Below are 23,411 nucleotides of genomic sequence, written 5' to 3'. Positions count from 1 at the left end.
TCAAAATCTGATAAGCATATTTTTTAAATATTATTTACCGTCCAAATAAAGTTGTGCCTCGCCCAAATCTAACGTGCCCTCATAGATAGCACGACCAGTAATGATACCTTCAATGCAATCACCATAAGGTTTTAACAACTCAATATCTTTCATATCGGTGACGCCGCCTGATGCAATCACTGGTAAGCCACCTTCACGTGCTAAATTAACGGTTTGCTCGACATTAACGCCTTGCATCATGCCATCACGGGCAATATCGGTATAGACGATAGAAGACACACCAACATCAGCAAAACGTTTGGCAAGCTCAGTGGCTTTGGTGTCAGTCACGTTTGCCCAACCATGGGTTGCGACCATGCCATCTTTGGCATCGATACCAACGATAATGTGTCCAGCAAACTCACGGCACGCTTCAGTAATAAAATCCGGATCTTCAACCGCTTTGGTACCGATAATAATATAGGTCAGACCAGCAGTAATATACTGCTCAATAGTTTGCATATTGCGCACACCACCGCCCAATTGAATTGGCAGTTTAGGAAAAGCTTTTGCAATGTCATGCACCACTTGCTTATGCACTGGAATCCCATCAAATGCGCCATTTAGATCGACCAAATGCAGACGGCGCGCGCCTTCTTTTACCCAACGTGCCGCCATCGCCACAGGGTCATCAGAAAATACCGTATCATCTTCCATACGACCTTGTTTTAAGCGCACACACTTACCATCTTTGAGATCGATAGCAGGGATAATCACAGGGACAGCGCACATATAGGATTCCTTATAAAACGATATTAATAATCAAAACTTGGAGGTAGGTTAGCTTACAAGAGCTATTTAAACACAAACTTAATATAAAATGTCTAGAACTGCCAATTTAAGCAGGTCACGATAAAGTCAATTCACTACCAAAGATGTATAAGCCTGATAGTGATTTAAAAATGATGTAGGTACTCTAGTCATGAAATCAACTAAAGTTCTCTCTCTATTGCAGCAGAAAACAGACAGTCATAACCATAAGTTTTAGCACAAAGGATTACTAGCAACATTGGGTAAATTCGATTACCAACTGGCAATTTTAGGTCAGTTTAGCGTATAATCCTAGGTAAATTTGTATTTGTGCGATAAAGCCGGATCGTCTGCTACCTATAGATGGTTTCGATCATTGCAAGATAGATGATAATGCGGTATTGATACGCTATTAAACGTTTCGCCTAGCAACGGCTGTTACTCAGTCCTAATATTTATCCTATAATCATAGGTTATTCAATAGCGCTTAGATAGCTTCTACTCAGTATCATAAGTCATTTATCTCTCATTTGTATTTAAGCAAATGGGTGGTGCTGCTTAAATCTCACAAATAGTATGGATTTTAAGATTTTAATAAATCGTATGGTAAAACCGTATTTTGTCTAACACCATTTCTTTAAGAGATGAGAATTAGAGTGCAGTGTTTTAGTATACACCTTGGTAGCCAGTCGCCACTTTGGTCATTCGAATAAGACATTAACGTGTTGTTAAGGAGTCTAAGGTCAGCGTTAATACTCTTACTAGTAGTCATGAAGTGTCATTATTAAAAACCTTATCGCTGTCTTTTTATAAGATATGATTTGGTTATTTTAGTGATGGCGTTACCATTCATGCTGCCGATATACCACACAGGACGTCTGGTATCGTTTTAGACTATGGACTAAGTTTTCGCTTATGATTACCATCAAGAAAGGTTTGGATTTACCCATCACTGGTGAACCCTCCCGCGAGATATCTGAGCACAGACCCGCCCATGTGGCACTTATTGGCTATGATTACGTTGGTATGAAGCCGACGATGAATGTCAAAGAAGGCGATATCGTAGCAAAAGGTCAACCCGTTTTTGAAGACAAAAAACGGGCTGGCGTTATCTACACTGCGCCTGCTGCTGGTAAAGTCATCGCCATTAAACGCGGTGAACGTCGTGTGTTTGAAAGTCTTGTAATTGCGGTCGACCCAAATGGTGCGGAAGTAGAATTTCAGCGCTACGACTCCCAGCAACTTGCTGACCTAGATTCTGAAGTTGTTGAAACCCAACTGCTTGCCTCTGGTGAATGGACGGCGTTTCGTACGCGTCCCTATAGCCGTGCTCCTGAAATCGGTGCTCGTCCTCATGCTATCTTCGTCACCGCCATGGATACCAATCCGTTGGCGTTTGACCCGATGCTGCTGATTAACGAGCAACTGCAGGCGTTCAATGATGGTCTTGCTGTCTTGTCAACACTCAGCCCCAAAACCTTTGTCTGCCATCATGGCAATAGTTCGTTGACGCCAGTTGCCAAAACCGCAGCTAATAATGTCACTGAATATCATAGCTTTGCTGGCAAACACCCTGCTGGTCTTGCAGGCACGCACATTCATTTCTTGCACCCTATCATGCGCGGCACTAGCGTCTGGACGATTGGTTATCAAGATGTGATTGCGATTGGTAAGCTATTTACCAGCGGGCGTTTATATACTCGTCGCCTGTTGAGCTTAGCTGGTCCTGCTGTTAGCAATCCTCATATTATCGCCACCGAACGCGGTGCGGATATTGCTGCCTTGACCAAAGGTAATTTGACAGCTGGCGAGAACCGTGTGATTTCAGGTTCAGTGCTGTCTGGGCGTCAAGTATTTGGCAATATTGCCTATCTTGGTCGCTTTGATAATCAAGTCAGTGTGCTAGCAGAAGGTCGTGAGCGTCCAGCGTTCCACTTCTTTACGCCAGGCGCCAACCGCTTCTCTAAACTGCCTATCTATATTTCGCAGTTTTTTGGTGGCAAAAAATATAACTTCACTACCACAAGCAATGGCTCACCTAGAGCGATGGTGCCAATCGGTGTCTATGAAGAAGTCATGCCACAAGACTATCTGCCAACCCAGCTATTACGTGCTTTGATTGTCGAAGACATTATCACGGCTGTAGATTTGGGTGTACTTGAATTGGACGAAGAAGATTTAGCATTATGCACCTTCGTATCTCCTGGCAAATATGAATTCGGCGATATTTTGCGTGATAACTTAACGCGCATTGAGCTGGAGGGCTAACCACGATGAAATTTTTACACAATATGTTCGATCGTATGGAGCCGTCTTTCACCAAGGGTGGCAAACACACAAAATACTACGCCATCTTTGAGATGTTTGATACGTTTTTGCGTCAACCAAGCTCAACGACATACGCCTCATCACATGTACGCGACGGTATTGACCTTAAGCGTATTATGATTACCGTCTGGTTATGTACCTTCCCAGCCATGTTTTGGGGTATGTACAATATCGGTCATCAAGCATTAACTGCGATTGCAACCCTTGGCTTACAGCCTGAAGGCTGGCGCACCATTATCACCAGTATGGCAGGCTACAACCCAGACAGTATCTGGGCAAGCTTCGTCTACGGTGCTATGCAGTTCTTACCGATTTATCTTGTGACCTTTGGGGTTGGTATTCTCTGTGAGATTATCTTTGCCGTCGTCCGTGGTCATGAAGTCAACGAAGGCTTCTTTGTTACCTCTGTACTGTTTGCACTATGTCTGCCACCCGATATCCCATTATGGCAAGTTGCCTTAGGTATTATCTTTGGTGTGGTCGTGGCAAAAGAAGTATTCGGTGGTACAGGTAAAAACTTCCTTAACCCTGCCCTATCGGGTCGTGCGTTCTTATACTTTGCTTATCCGGCTTATATGTCAGGCGACTCAGTATGGACCGCGGTTGATGGTTTTTCAGGTGCAACGCCACTTGGTCTTGCTGCCCTTGGGGTTGTCCCACAAGATTTTGTCGATGTTTATGGCAATGCCATCACGTGGAGTGATGCATTCTTAGGCAACATGCAAGGCAGTATCGGTGAAGTATCGACGCTAGCTATCTTAATGGGTGCTGCTGTCCTACTTTGGACGCGCATTGCCTCATGGCGCATCATGGCAGGTTGTGTGGTTGGTCTGATTGCCACATCTCTTGTGTTTAATATGATTGGCTCTGAAGACAATATGATGATGAGCTTGCCGTTTTACTGGCACTTAGTGATCGGTGGTTTTGCTTTTGGTGCCGTGTTTATGGCAACTGATCCAGTATCTGCTGCGCATACCAATAAAGGGCGCTGGGCTTACGGTATCTTGATTGGTTTTATGACCGTATTGATTCGTGTCATTAATCCAGCTTTCCCAGAAGGCATCATGCTAGCCATTTTATTTGCTAACTTATTTGCGCCACTGTTTGACTATTTTGTCACTCAAGCAAATATCAAACGCCAAACTGCTCGGAGGGTTCGCTATGTCCAAGCCCAAAAGTAATAACGCAAAAACCATCAGTGTGGCGTTGACGCTATGCTTGGTGTGTTCGGTATTGGTCTCAGCTGCGGCTGTGGGTCTAAAGCCTGCGCAAGTAGAAAACGCGCGCTTAGACCGTAATAAAAACATCTTGGTTGCCGCTGGTATGTTTGACCCTGCGTCTGATACCAATGAAGATGTGGCGGAGCGCTTTAAAGATTTTGAGGTAAAAATCGTTGACCTAAATAAAGGCAACTACCTTGATGATGACGCGCTGACCGCTGCTGGCATCCCTGACCGTAATGCTTATGACGCCAGCCAAGCAACTAAGAATAAAGCACTGAGTGAAGATTTGGGTGGTAATGATCCTGCCGGTATCGGTCGTAAGCCTAAATATGCCAAAGTTTATGTCAAAAATGACGACGCTGGACAACCTGAAATAGTGGTACTACCGATCCAAGGCTACGGTCTTTGGGGTACTATCTATGGTTTCTTGACCCTTGAAAGCGACATGAATACCATCAAAGGTATCAGTTTCTATGACCATAAAGAAACTCCAGGTCTAGGCGCTCGTATCGAAGAGCCAGAATGGCGTGCGATGTGGAGTGGTATTCATTCTTATGATGACAAAGGTGCCGTTGCTACTGGCGTAACCAAAGCTGGTAACCCAAAAGAGAACTGGGTTGACGGTATCAGTGGTGCAACTTTGACCAGTCGCGGCGTCAGTAACATGATCCAGTTTTGGCTTGGCGAGCAAGGCTATAAGCCGTACTTAGATCAGCTGCGTAAAGAGAGTGGTGAAACACTGGTAGACGCTGAAGTAAAAGCAAGTCAAAGCCCTTATAAAAAACTGGGTCAAAACTTACATCAACAGCAGGCGCATTCTGTAACCGAACTGGTAGCAGTGATACCAGCAGCACACGGCAAGGAGGCATAACATGGCTGATACAAAAAGTATTTTAACCTCGCCCATTTTTGATAATAACCCTATTGCTCTACAGATATTAGGTATCTGTTCGGCATTGGCGGTAACGACCAGTGTAGCAAATGCACTAGTGATGAGCGTGGCATTGACCTTGGTCACAGCATTTTCAAGCTTTTTTATCTCTATTATCCGTAAGCAAATCCCATCGAGTATTCGTATTATCGTGCAGATGACGATTATTGCTTCATTGGTTATCTTGGTCGATCAGATACTAAAAGCGGTCGCTTATGATGTCAGTAAAGGCTTGTCGGTATTTGTTGGTTTGATTATCACCAACTGTATCGTCATGGGACGTGCTGAAGCATTTGCCATGAGCAATCCGCCTATTCCAAGTTTCTTGGATGGTATCGGTAACGGTTTGGGTTATTCAGCCGTATTATTATTTGTCGCCAGTATTCGTGAAATCTTGGGTGCAGGCAGCTGGTTTGGTATCACCATTTTACAAACTGCGACCGACGGTGGCTGGTATGTACCAAATGGTTTATTGCTACTACCGCCGTCAGCATTCTTCATTATCGCCCTGTTTATCGTGATTATCCGTACATGGAAACCTGATCAGGTCGAAGATGCTGAATTTGTAATGAAGCCGCAATCTAAAGGCATGGCTCAAGGGGGCGGTCACTAATGGGACATTATGTCAGTTTATTTATAACCTCGGTCTTTATCGAGAATATGGCGCTGGCCTACTTCTTAGGCATGTGTACCTTTTTAGCCGTATCAAAAAAGGTTTCAACCGCTATCGGTCTTGGGGTAGCAGTCGTTGTCGTGATGGCCATTACCGTACCGCTAAATAACCTACTGTTCCAGTTCATCCTAAAAGATGGTGCGCTGGCATGGGCAGGTTTCCCTGATATCGACTTAAGCTTCTTAGGCTTACTCAGTTATATCGGTTTGATTGCTGCCACCGTACAGATTCTAGAGATGTTCTTGGATAAGTTCGTCCCAAGTCTGTATAACGCACTCGGTGTGTTTTTGCCACTTATTACCGTTAACTGTGCCATCTTAGGTGGCGTACTGTTCATGGTAGAACGTGACTATAACTTTGGTGAATCAGTGGTGTACGGTGTCGGCGCAGGCTTTGGTTGGGCACTGGCGATTACCGCATTGGCAGGTATTCGTGAAAAATTGAAATACTCAGACATTCCAGCACCGCTGCGCGGTCTTGGTATTACCTTTATCACGGTTGGTCTGATGTCACTTGGCTTTATGTCGTTTGGCGGTATGTCAATTTAAACAGCTGAGCTTAAAAGCTTATTTAGCGATTTGACCTATTTAATTCATTTATTCGGTAGGGGTGCAGAAAAAACGCAATGACGTCTTTTCGCTCCCCTACTCCATAGATTAAGGATACCTACCATGGATTACGCTACGGCGATTGGTGGCGTTGCTATGTTTACCTTGATCATCATGGGTCTCGTTGCCATTATTTTGGCAGCGCGCTCACGACTGGTCAGTTCAGGCGATGTTACTATCCATATCAATGATAATCCCGAGAATGACGTTGTAACACCTGCAGGCGGTAAACTGCTACAGACATTGGCAAGCGAAGGTATTTTCTTATCTTCAGCTTGTGGTGGCGGCGGTACTTGTGCGCAGTGTCGTTGCCGCGTGATTGAAGGAGGCGGATCTATTCTGCCTACTGAAGAAGGTTACTTTACCCAAGGTGAGATTCGCAATCATATGCGTCTTGCCTGTCAGGTAGCCGTCAAGCAAGACATGAAAATTGAGATCGATCCTGAATTCTTTGATGTGCAAAAGTGGGAATGTGAAGTTATCTCTAATGATAACGTTGCGACCTTTATTAAAGAATTGGTACTGAAGATTCCAGATGGCGAAGAAGTGAACTTCCGTGCTGGTGGTTATGTACAGTTGGAAGCGCCACCGCATGAAGTGCATTATAAAGATTTTGATATTGCTGAAGAGTATCAAGACGATTGGAATAACTTTGGCATCTTTAAATACGTCTCAAAAGTTGATGAGCCTGTTATCCGTGCCTATTCAATGGCTAACTATCCAGATGAAAAAGGTTTAATCAAATTTAATATTCGTATTGCCAGTCCGCCGCCGCGCGGTCCTGATGGTATTCCACCGGGCAAAATGTCTTCTTGGACCTTTAGTCTAAAACCTGGCGATAAAGTCACAGTATCTGGTCCTTATGGTGAGTTCTTCGCCAAAAAGACCGAAGCTGAAATGATATTTGTCGGTGGTGGTGCTGGTATGGCACCGATGCGTTCGCACATTTTCGATCAGCTCAAACGCCTCAACTCTGATCGTAAGATTAGTTTCTGGTATGGCGCGCGTTCTATTCGTGAGATGTTCTACGTTGAAGATTATGATCAGCTAGAAGAAGAGTTTGCTAACTTTGAGTGGCATGTGGCATTGTCTGATCCATTACCAGAAGATAACTGGGATGGCTATACAGGCTTTATCCATAATGTCTTGTTAGAGGAATATCTCAAAGACCATCCAAATCCAGAAGATTGTGAATACTATATGTGTGGGCCACCGATGATGAATGCGGCGGTCATCGATATGCTGCACAGTATGGGTGTTGAAGATGAGAATATCATGCTTGATGACTTTGGTGGTTAATTGGGGTGGTTAAGCTTAATCGTTAAGCAACCACAATTAACAGAATAATATATGCTAAATTAAGAGTCTCAATTGAGGCTCTTTTTTTATGGGCGAAACGGAAAGGATTCCTATGAAAACCAACTATAAAGATTTGACCATTTGGGTAACAGGCGCGTCAAGCGGTATCGGCGAAGCATTAACCATCGCCTTTGCCAAACGCGGCGCTCGTATTATTCTAAGTGGACGTGATAAAGAGAAACTAGCACTGGTAAAAAGCCGCTGTAAAAATAGTAAAAAACATATCGTTATCCCTTTTGATATAACCGATGTTGAGCAAGCAAAACTAGCATACGCTACCGCTAAAACTCAAGCAGGAAAAATCGATTGGCTGATTAATAATGCAGGTATCAGTCAACGCGCGCTTATCATGGATACCACTGAAGACGTCGAGCGACAAATTATGGACATAGATTACTTTGCGCAGACGCGTCTGAGCAGATTGGTATTGCCAGATATGCTCGAACAAGGTGGCGGCAAAATAGTGATGATATCAAGTGTTGCAGGGTTACTCGGTACACAATATCGCGGTGCTTATGGTGCGGCAAAAGCGGCTATTCATATGTGGGCGAACAGTCTGCGTGCTGAATTGCACGAGCAAGGGATAGAAGTAGCAACGATATTCCCAGGATTTATTCAAACCAATATCTCTATTAATGCCTTGACTGGCGACGGTAGTGCACAAGGGACGATGGATGCGGCAACCAATAAAGGACTAACTGCGACTAGCTTTGCCAAACAAGTCGTCAAAGCCCTTATCAAAGGAGAAGAGTATATTATCGTTGCTGGTCGCAAAGAAAAGCTCGCCACCAAGGTTAATCGCCTATCACCGCCAAAACTTTATAAGCTCATTCGTGAGTCTCAAGTCAAATAAATCTAGCATGTTAATTAACTATAGTTAGTGACATGTGATATCGCTACATCACGTACGGCTGGTATTAATTTTTCTTGCTTGCTATGCCTACAGAGACCGCAAAAAATTCATACCAGCCCTACCGTAGCTTTTTTAGGTATTTTAGCTATATATATTACATAGCAATCAATATCTGAAAATGTTTTAAGCCGACAATTGGCGTTATGGGTGACAAGGGGTGTAAAATAGGCAACGCTTAGCTTATTTAATAGCTAACACCTCATTTATCCCTTCGCTATATCAAGTTGTGATGACTCATATGAAAAACCCAAGCATGCAAAAATCAATACCACTCTCATTTTCTGTGAAATCGATGAATACCGCCCTACTACCTATTATTGCTATAAGCGCTGCACTAGGGATGAGCGCTTGCCAGCAAAAGACCGATTATAATAATCTGAGCGGTGAGACCATGGGCACCAGTTATCATATTAGCTATCAGCTGCCTAAGGGTGCTGATGAAGTGGCCATACAAGCAGCCATCGATAAGCGCCTGCAAGATATCAATGACAGTATGTCCACTTATCAAGCGGACTCTACCATCTCTAAATTTAATCAATTAGGCAAAGATGAGTCTATTACCATCGATGAAGATTTTAATCATGTGTTGGTAGCTTCAAGACAAGTTTATGAGCTATCGGGTGGTGCCTTTGATCCTACAGTGATGCCATTGATAGACACTTGGGGCTTTGGTAGCACGATGACCGTTGAGCGTTTGCAAAGCCCACCGACGGCGATTGAGATTGCGCAAGCCAAAGCCTTGGTCGACTTTGAAAGTATCATTCAAAAAGATAAGACTATCTATAAAGCCAAAGATGGCATTGGGCTTGATTTTTCAGCAGTGGCTAAAGGCTATGGTGTCGATGTCATCGCTGATGTGCTAAAAAACAATTATCAAATTCGCAATTATATGGTTGAGATTGGTGGTGAGGTGGCAACCTCTGGTGTCAGTGCGCAACAACAACCTTGGCAAATTGCGATTGATGCACCGATTGAAGGTAGTACCGTCAGCGAGCGTCAAACTATGGCAGTGATTCGCCAACCGATAAATAATGGCAACACGATGCATCTGGCGACCTCTGGCAACTATCGCAACTCAGTCGTCTTTGATGGTAAGCACTACAGTCATACCATTGACCCGACCACAGGTGAGCCGATTGTAGGTGGTGCGCCATCGGTAACCGTCGCGGCAGACACCGTCGCGCTGGCTGATGCTTGGGCAACCGCCTTAACTGCTATGCCTTACAAAAAAGCTTTGAGCGTCGCCAAGGAGCAAAACATAGCGGCATTGTTTGTCGTGTTGGCAGATGGTGTGAGCATAGAAGCAGCTGCGGACAGCATTGATGATTGGCAAGTGGTGCAAACACCTGCTATGCAAGCATTACGTGCTGATAAAAAGTCCAGCTAAGTCTAAAAACACTAATAGAAGCTAATTCGGTATCTTTCTTAAATTGTCTTACTCAGCTGAGAAGCTCAAACGGACAAGATGAATTTTTGCTATACTATTAAGAGGTTATCACACAGATAACTGTCCTACTTTTAACACGAGGTCTCCTCTATGCTTAGCCAACTGCTTCCCATGCTTGCTATCACCTTTACCGTATTCATGCTGTTTTTTATCTTTATGGGTATCGGTTATATGGTCAATAAAAAGCCGCTTAGAGGGTCTTGTGGCGGTGTTGCCAAATTGATGGGCAATGAGAAATGCTCGTACTGCGGTGATGATCCTAATAAATGCGATTCTCTAATCGCCGAACAACAAGAGAACGCTTTAAAAGCGGCTCAATTGGGCAAATCGGTATAAATAGTCGGTTTGTTACCATACGCTGGTAGTATTTAGCCGTCATTTGTTCTTATAATAGCGCCAGACCTTATAAAAAAAGGGCTGGCGCTATTTTTTATGGCGCAGCGTTATTGTTCCATATCATTACTTATAGATATTCATATTGCCTTACCCGTTAAGGTAGCAAGTTCATATGAATTGCTTTCTGCCAATATTTCGACATTCTATTTTTTCGTCTCACTCATCTTCTTTGTGAGATTTTTTCGGTGTTATTTTGCAAGCGACGACTCTTCGGCGCTGTTTAATGACGTGTCCTTTTTCTTATTCTAATAATAGTCGTGCTGCCATGTCTACCTCTCCTAATGTGCAAAATGATTTGCCTTTACCATCTCAGACGGATACTCCTGCACCGTTTCAGCTGCCCTCTTCGCGCTTTACGTTTTGGCTGGTGTTGTGTGCCATGATTCTATTGGCGACCAATATGCGCTCGCCGATTGTGGCACTAGGTTCTATAGCACCGGTGGTTCAAGGAGCGCTCAATATCTCCGAAACCCAAATTGGCTGGCTTGGCGCGGTGCCGATGCTGACTTTTGCACTTGGGGCTTTTATTTCGCCAGCGATTGGTAAGCGTTTTGGGCTTGAAAACACTTTAATTGCGATGATTAGCCTTCTAACAATAGGTATGATTATTCGCAGCCTTATTCCGACTTGGATGGGTTTTTTGGGCGGCACATTACTGCTGACGTTAGCGATTGGTTTTGCCAATACCCTTGCGGCGCCTGTTATCAAGCAACGTACACCCAATCATATTCCTTTAGTTACTGGATTATTCAGTCTCACTATGACCGTGTCGGCAGGGATTGTCGCGGGCGTGGTCTTGCCATTATCTGAGCAAGTAGGCTGGCAATGGGCGCTTGGTGGTTGGTCGATTTTGGGCGTGTTTGCCTTAATAATATGGGTGCTGCTACGACTGCGTTTGGGTTCTTCAAACCATCAGCCCGTAGTACCGCTTGCTGAAGGCGTTCAAGCCCCATCGCCCATCTCTATGTGGCGCACACCCTTTGCTTGGCAAATTGCCATATTCATGGGTTTACAATCGCTGATTTTTTATACAGCTGCCAGTTTTTTACCGTCGATTTGGCTCAGTAAAGGCTTGTCAGCAGTAAGTGCGGGACAGATGAACTCGGTATTCCAGTTTATGGCGCCTGTGGCAATTTTAAGCTTAACGTGGCTGGTCAATCGTGGACGACCTATTCAGGCACTGGCGGTACTTGCAGCGGTTTTAAATGTGATTGGTATCTTAGGTGTCAGCTATTTATCTGCTGATTTGGCGTGGTTGTGGTCGGCGCTGATGGGCATTGGTTGTTCAGCGATTTTTACCTTAAGTATGATGCTGTTTTCGATGCGTACTTATACCGCCAATCAATCAAGTGAGCTGTCGGGTATGGCGCAAGCGGTCGGTTATTTGATTGCGTTTTTTGGTCCATTGGGGACTGGTTGGTTACATGAAGCAACGGATAGCTGGGATTTACCCTTACTTATTATGCTGATATTGATGGTGGTAAACGTAGGATTTGCGTGGCTGGTCAGCCGTCCGGTGATGGTCGATGGGAAGAAGATTTAGTTTTTATCATGAATCAATTAACTTTTGCACCATATTGCTGTTTATCTGATTCTGCTAGACTGGCTCTATTGCCTATAGGACAGTAGAATTATGATAAACAGACCTTTCCGCTTACCGCAGCGCTTGCTCACGATTGTAGCATTGACGATAACAATCGCAATCAGTGGTTGTCAAAAAACGCCTGATGCTAATGAAGCTCAGACGGATACTGGCACTCAAGATAGTACTCAAAACAGCAGTCAACCCTCCGATACCCAATTGTCTCAAACCACATCTACAACGAACCCTGCTGAACAACAAGCGCCTTTGACCATATTGGCATTAGGTGACTCGTTAACAGAAGGGCTTGGGGTGGATAATAATGCCAATTATCCCGCTCAGCTACAAACACGCTTGCAGGAACTGGGTTATAAAGACCTTAAAGTGATTAATTCAGGATTGAGTGGCGAGACCAGTACGGGCTTGGTCAATCGATTGGATTGGGTATTACAGACCAAACCTGATGTTACTATTTTGACCATTGGTGCCAATGATGCTATTCGTGGTATTGATGTCGCGACGGTTGAAGCCAATATTCGTACTGCCGTAAAGCGCTTACAGGACAATGATAGCGTGGTCATCTTAGGTGGTATGCAGATCTATGATAACCTTGGCTCTGATTATGTAAAATCCTTTGCAGCGATATATCCAAGAGTGGCAAAAGACATGAACTTGACACTTATTCCGTTCTTTTTAGACGGTGTAGGTGGTGACCCTAAGCTCAATCAAGCCGATGCCATTCATCCGACCAAAGAAGGTTATACGCTGATCGTTAATAACAATATCTTGCCGATATTACAGCCTGAGCTTAAAAAAATAAATCCGTCGAATGTGACCAACACGCCTACTGAGACTGCACAATGACATTAGCATTACCTACTTCGCAAGCAGCGCTGCTCACTGCCACTAAGCTAAATAAAACCGTACACGTTGGTGACCAGTCCTTGTCTATTATTAAAGACGTCAACATTCATGTTAATGCTGGCGAGTTTGTGGTGATCATGGGTAAATCTGGCTCTGGCAAATCCACCTTGTTGGGTTTGTTAGCGGCATTAGATTATCCTGATAGCGGCGACGTTGAGTTGGCAGGTCAAACCTTAAGCCGATTAAATGAAGATGCCTTGGCGGTTATTCGTCAGCGCGATATGGGTTTTGTCTTTCAGTCTTTTCATCTGCTACCAACGTTAACCGTTGCTGAAAATATTGCTTTCCCATTGGACATCGCCCGTCGTCCAGATGCGGCGCGTGTCGATGAATTGATTGAGGCGGTTGATTTGGGTCATAGGCGTCATAGCTTGCCAAACCAATTATCCGGTGGCGAGCAGCAGCGTACAGCAGTTGCACGCGCATTGGTATCACGCCCAAAGATTGTATTTGCTGATGAGCCTACCGGTAACTTAGATGAACAAAATGCCAATCAAGTGATGCAGCTATTATTGGATTTGCGTCAGAAAACTGGCTCGGCGTTGGTGGTGGTCACCCATGATTCAGCACTAGCTGACATGGCAGATCGCGTTATCACCATGCATGATGGGCGGATTATATCTTGATGGATAATAAGAATATAGAAGACACTTTATCGACTGATAATACCGACAGCATGGCTAAAGAGTCAGACGCTAGTGGCGGTATCGTACGCCAGCTATTGACGAGTACCCTTGGTTTACAAAAACTAGGCTTACAAGGATTGGGCGCGCAAGCACTTAGTCGGAGCTGGTGGCAGCGCTGGATATATCCAGTATTATTTTTACTGACTTTGACGCTGTCACTTGCGACCTACCTCACACTGGACTCTATCCAGCAGTCAGTTGACACCTATATCAATGACAATCAGCGCGCTTTGGTCGGTGGCGATTTAATATTAAACAGTAAGCAAGACTGGCCAAGCGAAGTATTAACGCAGATTGATACCATTGCTGATACACAAACGGTTTTTGACTATCAGTTTAGCGCGATGGTCGTCACTGATGAGCAGACTTTGCTTGCCAGCATAAAAGCGGTTTCTCAATCCTATCCATTATATGGTGACGTCGAGCTGGCATCAGGACAGCCCTTATGGCAGCAGCTTACAGCCAATAATGTAGTTGTCGCTCCAGAAATACTCAAAAGCTTAGATGCCGATATTGGTGACCAAATTACTATTGGTGATGCGCAATTCATCATTAGTGATGTGCTGACAAAAGAGCCTGACCGTCCACTGAGCGCCTTTGGCTTCGGTGGTCGTATTTTGATGCCACAGCAGGCGTTAGAGGCGACCAATCTATTGGGACAGCGTAGCCGTATTAATTACCGTATTGAGCTGGCAGGTAATGCAGAATTGATGGCGACCCAGCGCGATAAACTGACGCAAATACTGACCAACTATCCTGATATCGAGCTCTCTGATGCCGAGTCTGCAGATACCTCGGTGTCGCGTATCTCTGATAATGTATTGATGTTTTTAAAGCTTTTGGTCATTGCCGTATTGTTATTGTCCGCAGTGGCTATGTATGGTGTCATCACAGCATTTGTGACCAAGCAGCAGTCGAGCAATGCGATACGTTTGGCACTGGGTGAGCCCCTTAAGTCACTGAAACGCAGCTACTATCAGCTCCTTATTATCACTGCCATCATCGCTTGTATCGCAGCGATTTTAGTCAGCTTTGGCTTACTCAAAGTCGGTCAGCCTTATCTTGTGGCTATCTTGCCAGCGGATGTCAGCTTGGCTATTAATCCTATCAGTGCCATCAAAACCACCGTCATAGCTTTGGTACTCACGCTACTCATTGCCCAACGCGGTTTGAGCACATTGAACACCACCAAACCTGCTACCTTGCTTAATCAAGGTGCAAGCTCAGCTGTGCAACACCTGCCTTGGTATCAACGCTTGCCGTTACTTTGGTATGGGTTGATGCTGGCTGGTCTATATGTGTTTTTTGTTTATGAAGTAGGCGGATGGTTATTTGGCGCGCAGTTATTAATCGGTTTAATTGGCTTTGTGAGTATATTTTGGCTATTGGCACGCGGCTGGCTGTGGTTACTGGCACGTATCGCAAGTAACACTAAAATCGGCTGGATGCAGCGTATTGCGATTCATAACCTTGCGCGTAAGGGCAACCAATCGGCATTATTTTTCGTCACCTTAGCACTATCGGTAGCCGTACTGACCCTCATTACAACGCTCAATCACAGTATCAATGCCCAGTTTATTAACGCTTATCCTGAAGATGCGCCCAATTTATTTTTGTTAGATATTCAGAGTAATCAGCATGATGAGATTGATAGCATTATTGGCGCACCAGTGAGCTATTACCCTGTTATTCGCGCTCGAGTAGTGACTGCCGATAATATACCGGTACAGGATATCGAGCCTGCTGATGGCTTTGATGATCCCGCGCGTGTCTTTAATTTAAGCTATGCAGATGCGGTGATGGACACTGAATTTATTACGGATGCTGTAGTAGACAATCAGCTTTACGCGCCCATTAACACTGAAAATAAAGACCCAGCGTCAACCGTTGCGCCTTTATCTATTTTGGACACTGCCGCCAGTTTATTAAATGTTGGCATGGGTGATGAGGTGCGTTTTAATATTCAAGGGATTGAAATCGTCGGGCAGATTACCAGTATCCGCTCGCGTTTCGAGCAAGGTCCCAGTCCTTATTTCTACTTTTTATTTGAGCCAGCGGTTCTCTCTGCTGCCCCGCAGATTCAATTTGCCACCGCCCATGTAAACGCTGAGGATATTCCAGACCTGCAAGGAAAAATGGTACGACAATTCCCTGCGGTGACGACGATAGACGGGACCGCAATTGCTCAGCAAATTCAAGAGCTTGTAGTGCAAATGAGCCGTTTGGTCTACGTCTTTACGCTACTTGCCTTACTGACTGGTGTCATGGTCTTGATTAGCTCGTTATTATCCACCTCACAAGACCGTCTGCAAGAAAGCGCCTCATTTAGGCTGCTAGGGATGCAAAAGCGTGATCTGTATATGCTCAATATTTTAGAGCTGGGTGTGCTTGGTATTAGCGCGGCGACATTTGCCGTCGTCATCGCTAGCGTGGGTGCATGGGCGGCCATCACGCAATGGTTTAACCTACAGTTTAGTGTGCCGTGGACAAGCTTGGCTATAGGCGGTGCGGCATTAATCGTATTGCTGTTTGCTATTGCCATTATTTATGTGAGACTGGTGATTGGGCGCGGGATTATGGCACGAGTACGGGCGATGATTTAGGCGTATTGTATTTTAGCTTGATACGAAAAAACCTCCTTAATAGGGGGTTTTTGATTTTGTATTATCCACAATTTTCAACAAGACTGTAGCTATAATTTGCCTAATTTATTAGAACAACTGCTACTCTTAGAGCTAAACCGCGCCTTTAATTGACGTCTAGCTTTATTATAAAACTCATTTAATTAATAGGCCTGTCATCATTATCAATGTTTATTATTAGCTGACGTTTAGCATATACCTTAATTTGAACCTCATCCCTCTTTGAGTTAACTACAAACGTCTTTGTCTTAATAAGTTCATTGGTAAGAATATCAGAGTGAACTTTAGGATACACCTCGAACAGATGAATTTTATTCTTATTATTCGCATAGTTAGCTAAATAGGTCTCTGTCTCACAGATTAGGTCTGGCAAGGTAATTGTGCTGAGTTTGTCATGTATGAATTTGAAATTTCGACATCCTCTCGTATTCGTAGCTTCCTTAATTACATTTAAAGAAGCTAACGTAACTCCATACATATTTTCTGGGTAATTAAATATTAATCCTGTTATACCAGTACTAAAATTTTTTCTTAGAACATGGTTATATAAAGCATATATTGGTACAGCCTGAATAGAATCAGAATAGCTTTTTAATATATCGCTTTGAGAAATACCTTTTACCTTATGTGCCAATGAGTTATACCTGTCATTTTTGGTACTATATTTCTTTGCTTGTACAGCGAAAGCTACCCACCCCTTATCATCACTTCCAATCAGTACCAAAATCAGCCTCTTCATTTTGCTTAGTTTGCTTGATAGAAATATTAGGGTTATTGAGCTTTATCAGGTAAAGCAAAATCATATCTGAAATACTTGTTTCACCGAAACTTAGGTCATGTTCAAAAGCATCTCCTAAAACGTTCCAAACGCTTTTAGTGATATTTTCAAAAGCAACCTTCAATTGCATATACGACATGTACTTAACCTCATTATTCATACAGTTCAAATAATAGTATATAACTTAGCTAGATAGAAGGAGGATAAAGTTTTCATCCATACAAATGGTATTTTTTGATTCGCTCAAAGAATAAGAATATAAACCAATATCAGCCATTCACTTTGCTTATTTTATAGCCCTCATTTGCTATACTAGCCTAACTTTTATCAATCAAATTCCTTCTTACAAAGTCCTCCAAAACAGCATGGTAGTCTTATGAAATTCTCAAAGTTCGGTCAAAAATTTACTCAGCCCACTGGCATCTCACAATTGATGGATGATCTGGGCGATGCGCTAAAAAGCGATCAGCCAGTCAACATGCTGGGCGGTGGTAACCCTGCCAAAATTGTTGCCGTCAATGAGTTGTTTTTGGAGACGTATAAAGCGCTTGGTAATGATAACGATGCAGGTGAGGCCAATAGTAGCGCGATTATTAGTATGGCAAATTACTCCAATCCGCAAGGTGATTCTGCCTTTATCGATGCCTTGGTTGGCTTCTTTAACCGTCATTATGATTGGAATCTGACCTCAGAAAATCTCGCTCTGACCAACGGCTCACAGAACGCGTTTTTCTATTTGTTTAATCTATTTGGCGGCGCTTTCGCTGATGAAAATAGCGAATCTATCGACAAATCCATTCTATTGCCATTGACCCCTGAGTATATTGGCTATAGCGACGTGCATGTCGAAGGTCAGCATTTCGCAGCGGTATTGCCGCATATCGATGAAGTGACTCATGATGGTGAGGAAGGTTTCTTTAAATATCGTGTCGATTTTGACGCATTAGAGAACTTGCCAGCACTAAAGGAAGGCCGTATCGGCGCGATTTGCTGCTCACGCCCGACCAACCCGACTGGCAACGTACTGACCGATGAGGAAATGGCACATTTGGCCAAGATTGCCAAACGCTATGACATACCGCTGATTATCGATAACGCTTACGGTATGCCCTTTCCCAATATCATCTATTCGGACGCGCATCTGAATTGGGATAACAATACAATTCTTTGCTTTAGCCTGTCTAAAATTGGCCTACCCGGTATGCGTACGGGTATTATCGTTGCCGATGCCAAAGTGATCGAAGCAGTCAGCGCGATGAATGCGGTAGTGAATCTAGCGCCCACGCGTTTTGGTGCAGCCATTGCCACGCCATTGGTAGAAAACGATCGTATCAAGCAATTATCTGATAATGAAATTAAGCCGTTTTATCAAAAGCAGGCGAACCTCGCTGTGAAGCTGTTAAAAGAAGCGTTGGGTGATTATCCACTGATGATCCATAAGCCTGAAGGCGCGATTTTCCTATGGTTGTGGTTTAAAGACTTGCCGATTAGTACGCTTGAGCTGTACGAGCGCCTAAAAGAAAAAGGCACCCTTATAGTACCAAGTGAGTATTTCTTCCCCGGTGTCGATGTTAGCGATTATCAGCATGCGCACGAGTGTATCCGCATGAGTATCGCGGCTGACGAGCAGACGCTAACTGATGGTATTAAAGTGATTGGTGAGGTGGTACGCGAGTTATATGATGCGGCTAAAAATAGCAAAGCATCATAACTTCAATGATAAAAATAGTTACATAGTAAAAAAAACGGACTTATGAATAGTCCGTTTTTTTCTGTCGTTTAATCATAGGTTTGACTGTACTGATTGACTGAAAAATCTTCGTCCACATGGTAAGTCCATAAAGCACATACGACAGCATACAAGTATTGATAATATCGTGGATACTTGCCATCAGCTCTGCGCTTTCTATCCCTGCGAGACCTAGCTCGGTAATGGTCTGACGGTTATCCAAATACTCGCCTAATAAAGCAATACAGGTCACCATAATTAAAGCGATAAACGCTCTGATACTGTATTTTTTGAAGATTGGACGCAGCAAAATAACGCTCAATAGATAAACACTGATGCCCACATAGATATGTAGGGCATCTTTTTCTAATCCTGTGGCACTCACGACGCCGTTTTTAAAGAGATAAAAGTCCACTATTTATTCCACATATAAGAGAGTAGGAAGTCATTAAGCTTAAAATAAGAATAAAAAAGAGTTTGCGACCATGCAAACTCCTTTGCGCGAGAGCAAAGCAGTACTGTGTTCCTTCCTCGCTCAGATTGTGCCTTTGCCAACCTGACTGCGCAACCAAATATGTCATACTTATTTTTAAATATCCCAGTCTACAAAATTCTTTAATAACTGCAAACCTGCGGTATGGCTTTTTTCTGGATGGAACTGGGTGGCAAATAAATTATCTTGCAAGATACTGGCACAAAACGGCTGACCATAATCACAAATGGCAGCCACTTGCGAGCTATCTGCTGGCTCACAGTAATAGCTGTGTACAAAGTAAAAGTGCGCCTTGTCTTCGATACCGTTCCACAATGGATGCTCAAAATCCATACCACTAATAGTATTCCAGCCCATATGTGGTACTTTTATTTGTGCGCCTTTTTCATCTTTCCATGCTGGATCAAAAGCGGGTACCGTGCCATCTAAGATGCTCAAACAAGGCGTGCCACCATTTTCAGCAGACTGCTCGAATAACGCCTGCATGCCAACACAGATAGCCATAACAGGCTTATTAAATATCGCCTGACGTATGACCTCGTCAATACCTGCTGCATGCATTCCAGCGATACAATCACGCATAGCACCAACACCCGGGAAGAAAATCTTATCTGCTGCCGCGACGACTTTTGGATCGTTGGTGATAGAAACTTCTGCCCCGACCGCTGACAATGCTTTGCTGGCTGAGTGCAAATTACCCATACCATAATCTAATAGTGCAATTTTTGTGGCACGACTCATCTAAAACGCCTCTTTGGTCGATGGCAAGGTATTTAGCGCACGTTCATCGTATTCACACGCCATACGCAGGGCACGAGCAAAGGCTTTAAAGGTAGATTCGATTTGATGATGACTGTTTTTGCCTTTTAGATTGTCTAAATGCACGGTCATCCACGAATGATTCACAAAACCGTAGAAGAATTCGCTAAATAAATCGACATCAAAAGTGCCGACATGCGAGCGCGTAAAGGGAATATCCATATGTAAACCTGGACGACCGGATAAATCAACCACTGCTCGCGTCAATGCTTCGTCTAGTGGCGCATAAAAATGCCCATAACGACGGATGCCTTTTTTATCACCTAATGCTTTGTTAAATGCTTGACCAAGCGTAATGCCTGTATCTTCAACACTGTGGTGATCATCAATAAAGGTATCGCCCGTACATTTGATGTCTAAGTCAAACAAACCATGACGCTTGATTTGGTCAATCATATGATCCAAAAACGGGACGCCAGTGTCCACAGTACCTTGCCCTGTACCATCAAGATTGACCGTACAGGTCACTTGGGTTTCAGCAGTAATACGCTCAACAGTCGCGATACGTTCAGGGCGACCATGTAAATTTAGTTTTTGCGTAGGATCTTGCTCAGCTGTATTGGGTATATTGGCTGTCGTCGTTAAATTGGCGGTCATGGCTACTCTCTATAAATGAAAAGCGGTCAATAAAATAGGGCGAAAAACGCCCAATATATTCTTACTAGTGTCTAAAATAGATAATAAAACAATCAGGCTAAAAATAAGTTCAATGCTTATTCAAAAAGCCTGTTCAACAAGCCAAAATTTGAGGCTTGATGCACACAGAACCTTGTCTATCTTCATCATAGCAAACCCTACCATTTACTGCCATGACCAAGCAGTAAACCACGCACAAAATTCTCGTATTCTGCTAAAATAATAGCTTCAGTTTTATCAATCGTCACCTTTGCTGATTCTATTATGCCTTGCTGTATCAAATTATAGGAATTAAAAATGCCTTTAGAAGCCATTGCCATCAATAGTTTGGATGCGCCACTCATCAAAAAGCCTGCTCGTGAAAACGAATTAGCCGAGCGCTTAGAAGCGCTCTATGACACCGATGATAGCCAGCCTGATGGTGCTGACGTATTGGCTATTATTGAGCAAGGTTTTAAACGTGGTCAAACGCTGTATGTCGGTATGTTTAATGACAAGCCTATCGCCGCAGTTGCTTGCTTTGATGATGGGCAGACCGATGCCAAACGCTTGCAGTATCTCACCGTACATCTGCAAAATCGCGGTCGTGCTATCGATGCTAAGTTTATCAAACTGGTTTATGATGCTGAAGTCAAAAAAGGCGTGCGTGCATTTGTTCCGGTTGATGCCGACATTCATCGTATTATGAGTGAATACGATCTACTACGCGTCAAGGATTAATTTTAGCCTAAATAGGCTTATTTCGATGACTCGTTCATTATTTTTGCCCTTTTATTACATATAATGCAAAAACCTCTTGACAGTAAGCGCTATATTTAGTTTAATAGCGCCTCAACGAAGACGGCTCGATAGCTCAGTCGGTAGAGCAACGGATTGAAAATCCGTGTGTCGGCAGTTCGAACCTGCCTCGAGCCACCATTCGTTAAAGCATTCTAAAAAGCCTCAAACATCACTGTTTGAGGCTTTTTTTATGCCTGCAATCATGACTCACTTCTGTTAATGCTCACTTTCACTTATCTATAACATATCTATGCTACATTTAAATCGTGTAGTCTCTTTATACTAAGGCATCTATGGATAGCCGATAGGTAAGATAATGAGAGAATTTGATTATGACTTGGATTATAAAAATTTAGATTTGCGCGTGCAGCCTGAGCTGTACCGTGTCGGTCGTGGCGAGCAAGGGGTGTTATTGGTAGAGCCTTATAAGTCTGAGATATTGCCGCACTGGCGTTTTGCCACCCCTGAGATTGCGCTTGAGAGTAGCGATACTATTTATCAGATGTTTTTAGATTATCTAGCAGCCAATGACTTTGTAGGCGCTGATATGGCACGCAAATTTATTCAAATGGGTTTTACCCGTGCCCGCCGCTATGCCAATCATAAAGGTGGCAAAAAATATAAAGGGGCTGTCCCTGATGATAAAAAAGGTCAAAGCGGCGCGCATGGTCGCGAAGAGTTACCACGACAAATTGAAGACCCTATCAAAGCAGAGTCAGCACGTATCTTTAAAGAAAAATGGGATTTATGCCGTGAAAATAAAGATTATTTAGCGATGAAAGCTGAACACCGTGAGCGCTATAAAGATATTGAATAGGATAGCAACATTAAGGCTTACTGTTTTCTTATGCTATGGTAATCACCACCGAACAAGTATGAATAAAAAATGCAGCACTTTTAACAGGTAGAAATAATGGATAAGCAACTTTTAATTTTTGATTTTGATGGTACCCTTATTGATAGCGTGCCAGATTTGGCAGATGCGACCAATGCGATGCTGAATACCCTTGGCAAAACGCCCTATCCTCTCAATAGCATTCGTAACTGGGTCGGTAATGGCTCAAGAATGCTTGTTGAGCGCGCTTTGGTAGGTAAGATAGAGGTGTTAGAGGGTGAATTAGCCAAAGAAGCCGTCGACCATGCTGAGCAAGTGTTTTTTGACGCTTATAAAAATATCAGTGGCAGCAAAACTGTCGCTTACCCCGATGTTGATAGTGGGCTCAGAAAGCTACAAGCAGCAGGATATAAGCTGGCATTGGTCACCAATAAGCCGATTCGTTTTGTGCCAAAAATACTGCAAGCCTTTGGCTGGCAAGACATCTTTAGCGAAGTGCTTGGCGGTGATAGCTTGTCTAGCAAAAAACCAGACCCCGCGCCATTATTACATGTCTGTGAGACGTTGAATGTTACTCCAAAACAAGCGGTCATGATTGGTGATTCAAGAAATGATATCTTAGCGGGACAAAATGCCAATATGGACACGCTCGCATTGTCTTATGGTTATAACTATGGGCAAGATATTCGTGAGCTCAACCCTACCGAAGCCTTTGATAATTTTAGCGCTTTGGTGGACTATTTATTAAAGAGTTAGCCTGCAAATATAGTCAGTCTTAAATAAAAGAAGTACAAAAATTATAAGATGCTACTGGTATCAATTTTTCTTGCTTACTGTGCC

Annotated in this window: 23 protein-coding genes and 1 tRNA gene; 18 read left to right on the top strand and 6 right to left on the bottom strand. The window is 43.6% G+C overall.

What is annotated here, in order from left to right; all coding sequences use genetic code 11:
- Positions 1-30: 30 nt before the first annotated feature.
- Positions 31-771, bottom strand: coding sequence for a 1-(5-phosphoribosyl)-5-[(5-phosphoribosylamino)methylideneamino]imidazole-4-carboxamide isomerase (gene hisA, locus FQ083_RS05565; protein ID WP_149409143.1), 741 nt, complete (start codon positions 769-771; stop codon positions 31-33).
- A gap of 933 nt (positions 772-1,704) precedes the next feature.
- Between hisA and FQ083_RS05560 the strand changes: the two genes are divergently transcribed.
- The 13 genes from FQ083_RS05560 to FQ083_RS05500 all read left to right on the top strand — a co-directional run bounded on the left by FQ083_RS05560 (position 1,705) and on the right by FQ083_RS05500 (position 16,462).
- Positions 1,705-3,057 (top strand): Na(+)-translocating NADH-quinone reductase subunit A, encoded by a 1,353-nt coding sequence (locus tag FQ083_RS05560; protein ID WP_149409142.1) that lies wholly within the window; start codon positions 1,705-1,707, stop codon positions 3,055-3,057.
- Positions 3,058-3,062: 5 nt separating this feature from the next.
- Positions 3,063-4,298, top strand: coding sequence for an NADH:ubiquinone reductase (Na(+)-transporting) subunit B (locus FQ083_RS05555; RefSeq protein WP_011514726.1), 1,236 nt, complete (start codon positions 3,063-3,065; stop codon positions 4,296-4,298).
- Positions 4,279-5,211, top strand: a complete 933-nt coding sequence (locus tag FQ083_RS05550) for a Na(+)-translocating NADH-quinone reductase subunit C (protein WP_011514727.1) — start codon at positions 4,279-4,281, stop codon at positions 5,209-5,211. The genes FQ083_RS05555 and FQ083_RS05550 overlap by 20 nt, the downstream gene beginning before the upstream one ends.
- A gap of 1 nt (position 5,212) precedes the next feature.
- On the top strand, positions 5,213-5,884 hold the full coding sequence (locus tag FQ083_RS05545; protein ID WP_011514728.1) for an NADH:ubiquinone reductase (Na(+)-transporting) subunit D: 672 nt from the start codon (positions 5,213-5,215) through the stop codon (positions 5,882-5,884).
- A complete protein-coding gene (nqrE, locus tag FQ083_RS05540; protein WP_011281361.1) occupies positions 5,884-6,492 on the top strand; it encodes an NADH:ubiquinone reductase (Na(+)-transporting) subunit E in 609 nt (202 codons plus the stop codon). Before FQ083_RS05545 ends, nqrE begins: the two co-directional genes overlap by 1 nt.
- Positions 6,493-6,615: 123 nt before the next feature.
- Entirely contained in the window at positions 6,616-7,851 is a 1,236-nt protein-coding gene (gene nqrF, locus FQ083_RS05535) for an NADH:ubiquinone reductase (Na(+)-transporting) subunit F (protein ID WP_011514729.1), read from the top strand.
- Positions 7,852-7,963: 112 nt separating this feature from the next.
- The gene (locus FQ083_RS05530) at positions 7,964-8,764 is read left to right on the top strand and encodes an SDR family NAD(P)-dependent oxidoreductase (protein ID WP_149409141.1); all 801 of its coding nucleotides are present in this window, start codon (positions 7,964-7,966) and stop codon (positions 8,762-8,764) included.
- A gap of 298 nt (positions 8,765-9,062) precedes the next feature.
- Positions 9,063-10,211 carry an FAD:protein FMN transferase gene (locus tag FQ083_RS05525; protein ID WP_149409140.1) on the top strand — a complete coding sequence of 383 codons (1,149 nt, stop codon included), beginning with the start codon at positions 9,063-9,065 and terminating at the stop codon, positions 10,209-10,211.
- Positions 10,212-10,361: 150 nt separating this feature from the next.
- Positions 10,362-10,607, top strand: coding sequence for a (Na+)-NQR maturation NqrM (nqrM, locus tag FQ083_RS05520; RefSeq protein ID WP_011514732.1), 246 nt, complete (start codon positions 10,362-10,364; stop codon positions 10,605-10,607).
- Between the two features lie 325 nt (positions 10,608-10,932).
- On the top strand, positions 10,933-12,210 hold the full coding sequence (locus FQ083_RS05515; protein ID WP_262880858.1) for an MFS transporter: 1,278 nt from the start codon (positions 10,933-10,935) through the stop codon (positions 12,208-12,210).
- 90 nt (positions 12,211-12,300) lie between these two features.
- A complete protein-coding gene (locus FQ083_RS05510) occupies positions 12,301-13,113 on the top strand; it encodes an arylesterase (RefSeq protein WP_149409138.1) in 813 nt (270 codons plus the stop codon).
- Complete coding sequence (locus FQ083_RS05505) at positions 13,110-13,799, top strand: ABC transporter ATP-binding protein (RefSeq protein ID WP_149409137.1); 690 nt, start codon at positions 13,110-13,112, stop codon at positions 13,797-13,799. Before FQ083_RS05510 ends, FQ083_RS05505 begins: the two co-directional genes overlap by 4 nt.
- The gene (locus tag FQ083_RS05500) at positions 13,799-16,462 is read left to right on the top strand and encodes an ABC transporter permease (protein WP_149409136.1); all 2,664 of its coding nucleotides are present in this window, start codon (positions 13,799-13,801) and stop codon (positions 16,460-16,462) included. The genes FQ083_RS05505 and FQ083_RS05500 overlap by 1 nt, the downstream gene beginning before the upstream one ends.
- Before the next feature lie 178 nt (positions 16,463-16,640).
- Here FQ083_RS05500 and FQ083_RS05495 read toward each other — a convergent pair whose 3' ends face one another.
- Together FQ083_RS05495 and FQ083_RS05490 are read right to left on the bottom strand one after the other, a co-directional pair.
- Positions 16,641-17,225: a hypothetical protein gene (locus FQ083_RS05495; RefSeq protein ID WP_149409135.1), complete on the bottom strand. Its 585-nt coding sequence runs from the start codon at positions 17,223-17,225 to the stop codon at positions 16,641-16,643.
- The gene (locus FQ083_RS05490; protein WP_149409134.1) at positions 17,206-17,418 is read right to left on the bottom strand and encodes a hypothetical protein; all 213 of its coding nucleotides are present in this window, start codon (positions 17,416-17,418) and stop codon (positions 17,206-17,208) included. The genes FQ083_RS05495 and FQ083_RS05490 overlap by 20 nt, the downstream gene beginning before the upstream one ends.
- 237 nt (positions 17,419-17,655) lie before the next feature.
- Between FQ083_RS05490 and FQ083_RS05485 the strand changes: the two genes are divergently transcribed.
- Positions 17,656-18,990, top strand: coding sequence for a valine--pyruvate transaminase (locus FQ083_RS05485; protein WP_149409133.1), 1,335 nt, complete (start codon positions 17,656-17,658; stop codon positions 18,988-18,990).
- A gap of 40 nt (positions 18,991-19,030) precedes the next feature.
- Here the strand turns inward: FQ083_RS05485 and FQ083_RS05480 are convergent, their stop codons facing one another.
- From FQ083_RS05480 to hisB, 3 genes are all read right to left on the bottom strand, one after another.
- On the bottom strand, positions 19,031-19,423 hold the full coding sequence (locus FQ083_RS05480; RefSeq protein WP_011514739.1) for a hypothetical protein: 393 nt from the start codon (positions 19,421-19,423) through the stop codon (positions 19,031-19,033).
- A gap of 174 nt (positions 19,424-19,597) precedes the next feature.
- A complete protein-coding gene (hisH, locus tag FQ083_RS05475) occupies positions 19,598-20,242 on the bottom strand; it encodes an imidazole glycerol phosphate synthase subunit HisH (protein ID WP_149409132.1) in 645 nt (214 codons plus the stop codon).
- Positions 20,243-20,917 (bottom strand): imidazoleglycerol-phosphate dehydratase HisB, encoded by a 675-nt coding sequence (gene hisB, locus FQ083_RS05470; RefSeq protein ID WP_011514741.1) that lies wholly within the window; start codon positions 20,915-20,917, stop codon positions 20,243-20,245.
- A 336-nt stretch (positions 20,918-21,253) separates the two neighbouring features.
- On the opposite strand from hisB, the gene FQ083_RS05465 reads away from it, so the two are divergent.
- The 4 genes from FQ083_RS05465 to FQ083_RS05450 all read left to right on the top strand — a co-directional run bounded on the left by FQ083_RS05465 (position 21,254) and on the right by FQ083_RS05450 (position 23,327).
- Positions 21,254-21,676 (top strand): hypothetical protein, encoded by a 423-nt coding sequence (locus tag FQ083_RS05465; protein ID WP_149409131.1) that lies wholly within the window; start codon positions 21,254-21,256, stop codon positions 21,674-21,676.
- Between the two features lie 122 nt (positions 21,677-21,798).
- Positions 21,799-21,874: transfer RNA gene (locus FQ083_RS05460), tRNA-Phe, on the top strand.
- Positions 21,875-22,052: 178 nt separating this feature from the next.
- Positions 22,053-22,553 carry a DUF4385 domain-containing protein gene (locus FQ083_RS05455; RefSeq protein WP_149409130.1) on the top strand — a complete coding sequence of 167 codons (501 nt, stop codon included), beginning with the start codon at positions 22,053-22,055 and terminating at the stop codon, positions 22,551-22,553.
- 96 nt (positions 22,554-22,649) lie between these two features.
- Positions 22,650-23,327 carry a phosphoglycolate phosphatase gene (locus tag FQ083_RS05450; protein ID WP_149409129.1) on the top strand — a complete coding sequence of 226 codons (678 nt, stop codon included), beginning with the start codon at positions 22,650-22,652 and terminating at the stop codon, positions 23,325-23,327.
- Positions 23,328-23,411: the final 84 nt, after the last annotated feature.

It is taken from the genome of Psychrobacter sp. ANT_H59, assembly GCF_008369225.1.
Lineage (GTDB): Bacteria > Pseudomonadota > Gammaproteobacteria > Pseudomonadales > Moraxellaceae > Psychrobacter > Psychrobacter cryohalolentis.
Note: the sequence above shows the minus strand (reverse complement) of the source record. Positions and strands in the feature narration are given on the sequence as shown.

Bases quoted from the DNA above. Each gene is read 5' to 3' on its own strand.
- hisA (WP_149409143.1), bottom strand. From the start codon at position 771: ATGTGCGCTGTCCCTGTGATTATCCCTGCTATCGATCTCAAAGATGGT.
- FQ083_RS05560 (WP_149409142.1), top strand. From the start codon at position 1,705: ATGATTACCATCAAGAAAGGTTTGGATTTACCCATCACTGGTGAACCC.
- FQ083_RS05555 (WP_011514726.1), top strand. From the start codon at position 3,063: ATGAAATTTTTACACAATATGTTCGATCGTATGGAGCCGTCTTTCACC.
- FQ083_RS05550 (WP_011514727.1), top strand. From the start codon at position 4,279: ATGTCCAAGCCCAAAAGTAATAACGCAAAAACCATCAGTGTGGCGTTG.
- FQ083_RS05545 (WP_011514728.1), top strand. From the start codon at position 5,213: ATGGCTGATACAAAAAGTATTTTAACCTCGCCCATTTTTGATAATAAC.
- nqrE (WP_011281361.1), top strand. From the start codon at position 5,884: ATGGGACATTATGTCAGTTTATTTATAACCTCGGTCTTTATCGAGAAT.
- nqrF (WP_011514729.1), top strand. From the start codon at position 6,616: ATGGATTACGCTACGGCGATTGGTGGCGTTGCTATGTTTACCTTGATC.
- FQ083_RS05530 (WP_149409141.1), top strand. From the start codon at position 7,964: ATGAAAACCAACTATAAAGATTTGACCATTTGGGTAACAGGCGCGTCA.
- FQ083_RS05525 (WP_149409140.1), top strand. From the start codon at position 9,063: ATGAAAAACCCAAGCATGCAAAAATCAATACCACTCTCATTTTCTGTG.
- nqrM (WP_011514732.1), top strand. From the start codon at position 10,362: ATGCTTAGCCAACTGCTTCCCATGCTTGCTATCACCTTTACCGTATTC.
- FQ083_RS05515 (WP_262880858.1), top strand. From the start codon at position 10,933: ATGTCTACCTCTCCTAATGTGCAAAATGATTTGCCTTTACCATCTCAG.
- FQ083_RS05510 (WP_149409138.1), top strand. From the start codon at position 12,301: ATGATAAACAGACCTTTCCGCTTACCGCAGCGCTTGCTCACGATTGTA.
- FQ083_RS05505 (WP_149409137.1), top strand. From the start codon at position 13,110: ATGACATTAGCATTACCTACTTCGCAAGCAGCGCTGCTCACTGCCACT.
- FQ083_RS05500 (WP_149409136.1), top strand. From the start codon at position 13,799: ATGGATAATAAGAATATAGAAGACACTTTATCGACTGATAATACCGAC.
- FQ083_RS05490 (WP_149409134.1), bottom strand. From the start codon at position 17,418: ATGTCGTATATGCAATTGAAGGTTGCTTTTGAAAATATCACTAAAAGC.
- FQ083_RS05485 (WP_149409133.1), top strand. From the start codon at position 17,656: ATGAAATTCTCAAAGTTCGGTCAAAAATTTACTCAGCCCACTGGCATC.
- hisH (WP_149409132.1), bottom strand. From the start codon at position 20,242: ATGAGTCGTGCCACAAAAATTGCACTATTAGATTATGGTATGGGTAAT.
- hisB (WP_011514741.1), bottom strand. From the start codon at position 20,917: ATGACCGCCAATTTAACGACGACAGCCAATATACCCAATACAGCTGAG.
- FQ083_RS05465 (WP_149409131.1), top strand. From the start codon at position 21,254: ATGCCTTTAGAAGCCATTGCCATCAATAGTTTGGATGCGCCACTCATC.
- FQ083_RS05455 (WP_149409130.1), top strand. From the start codon at position 22,053: ATGAGAGAATTTGATTATGACTTGGATTATAAAAATTTAGATTTGCGC.
- FQ083_RS05450 (WP_149409129.1), top strand. From the start codon at position 22,650: ATGGATAAGCAACTTTTAATTTTTGATTTTGATGGTACCCTTATTGAT.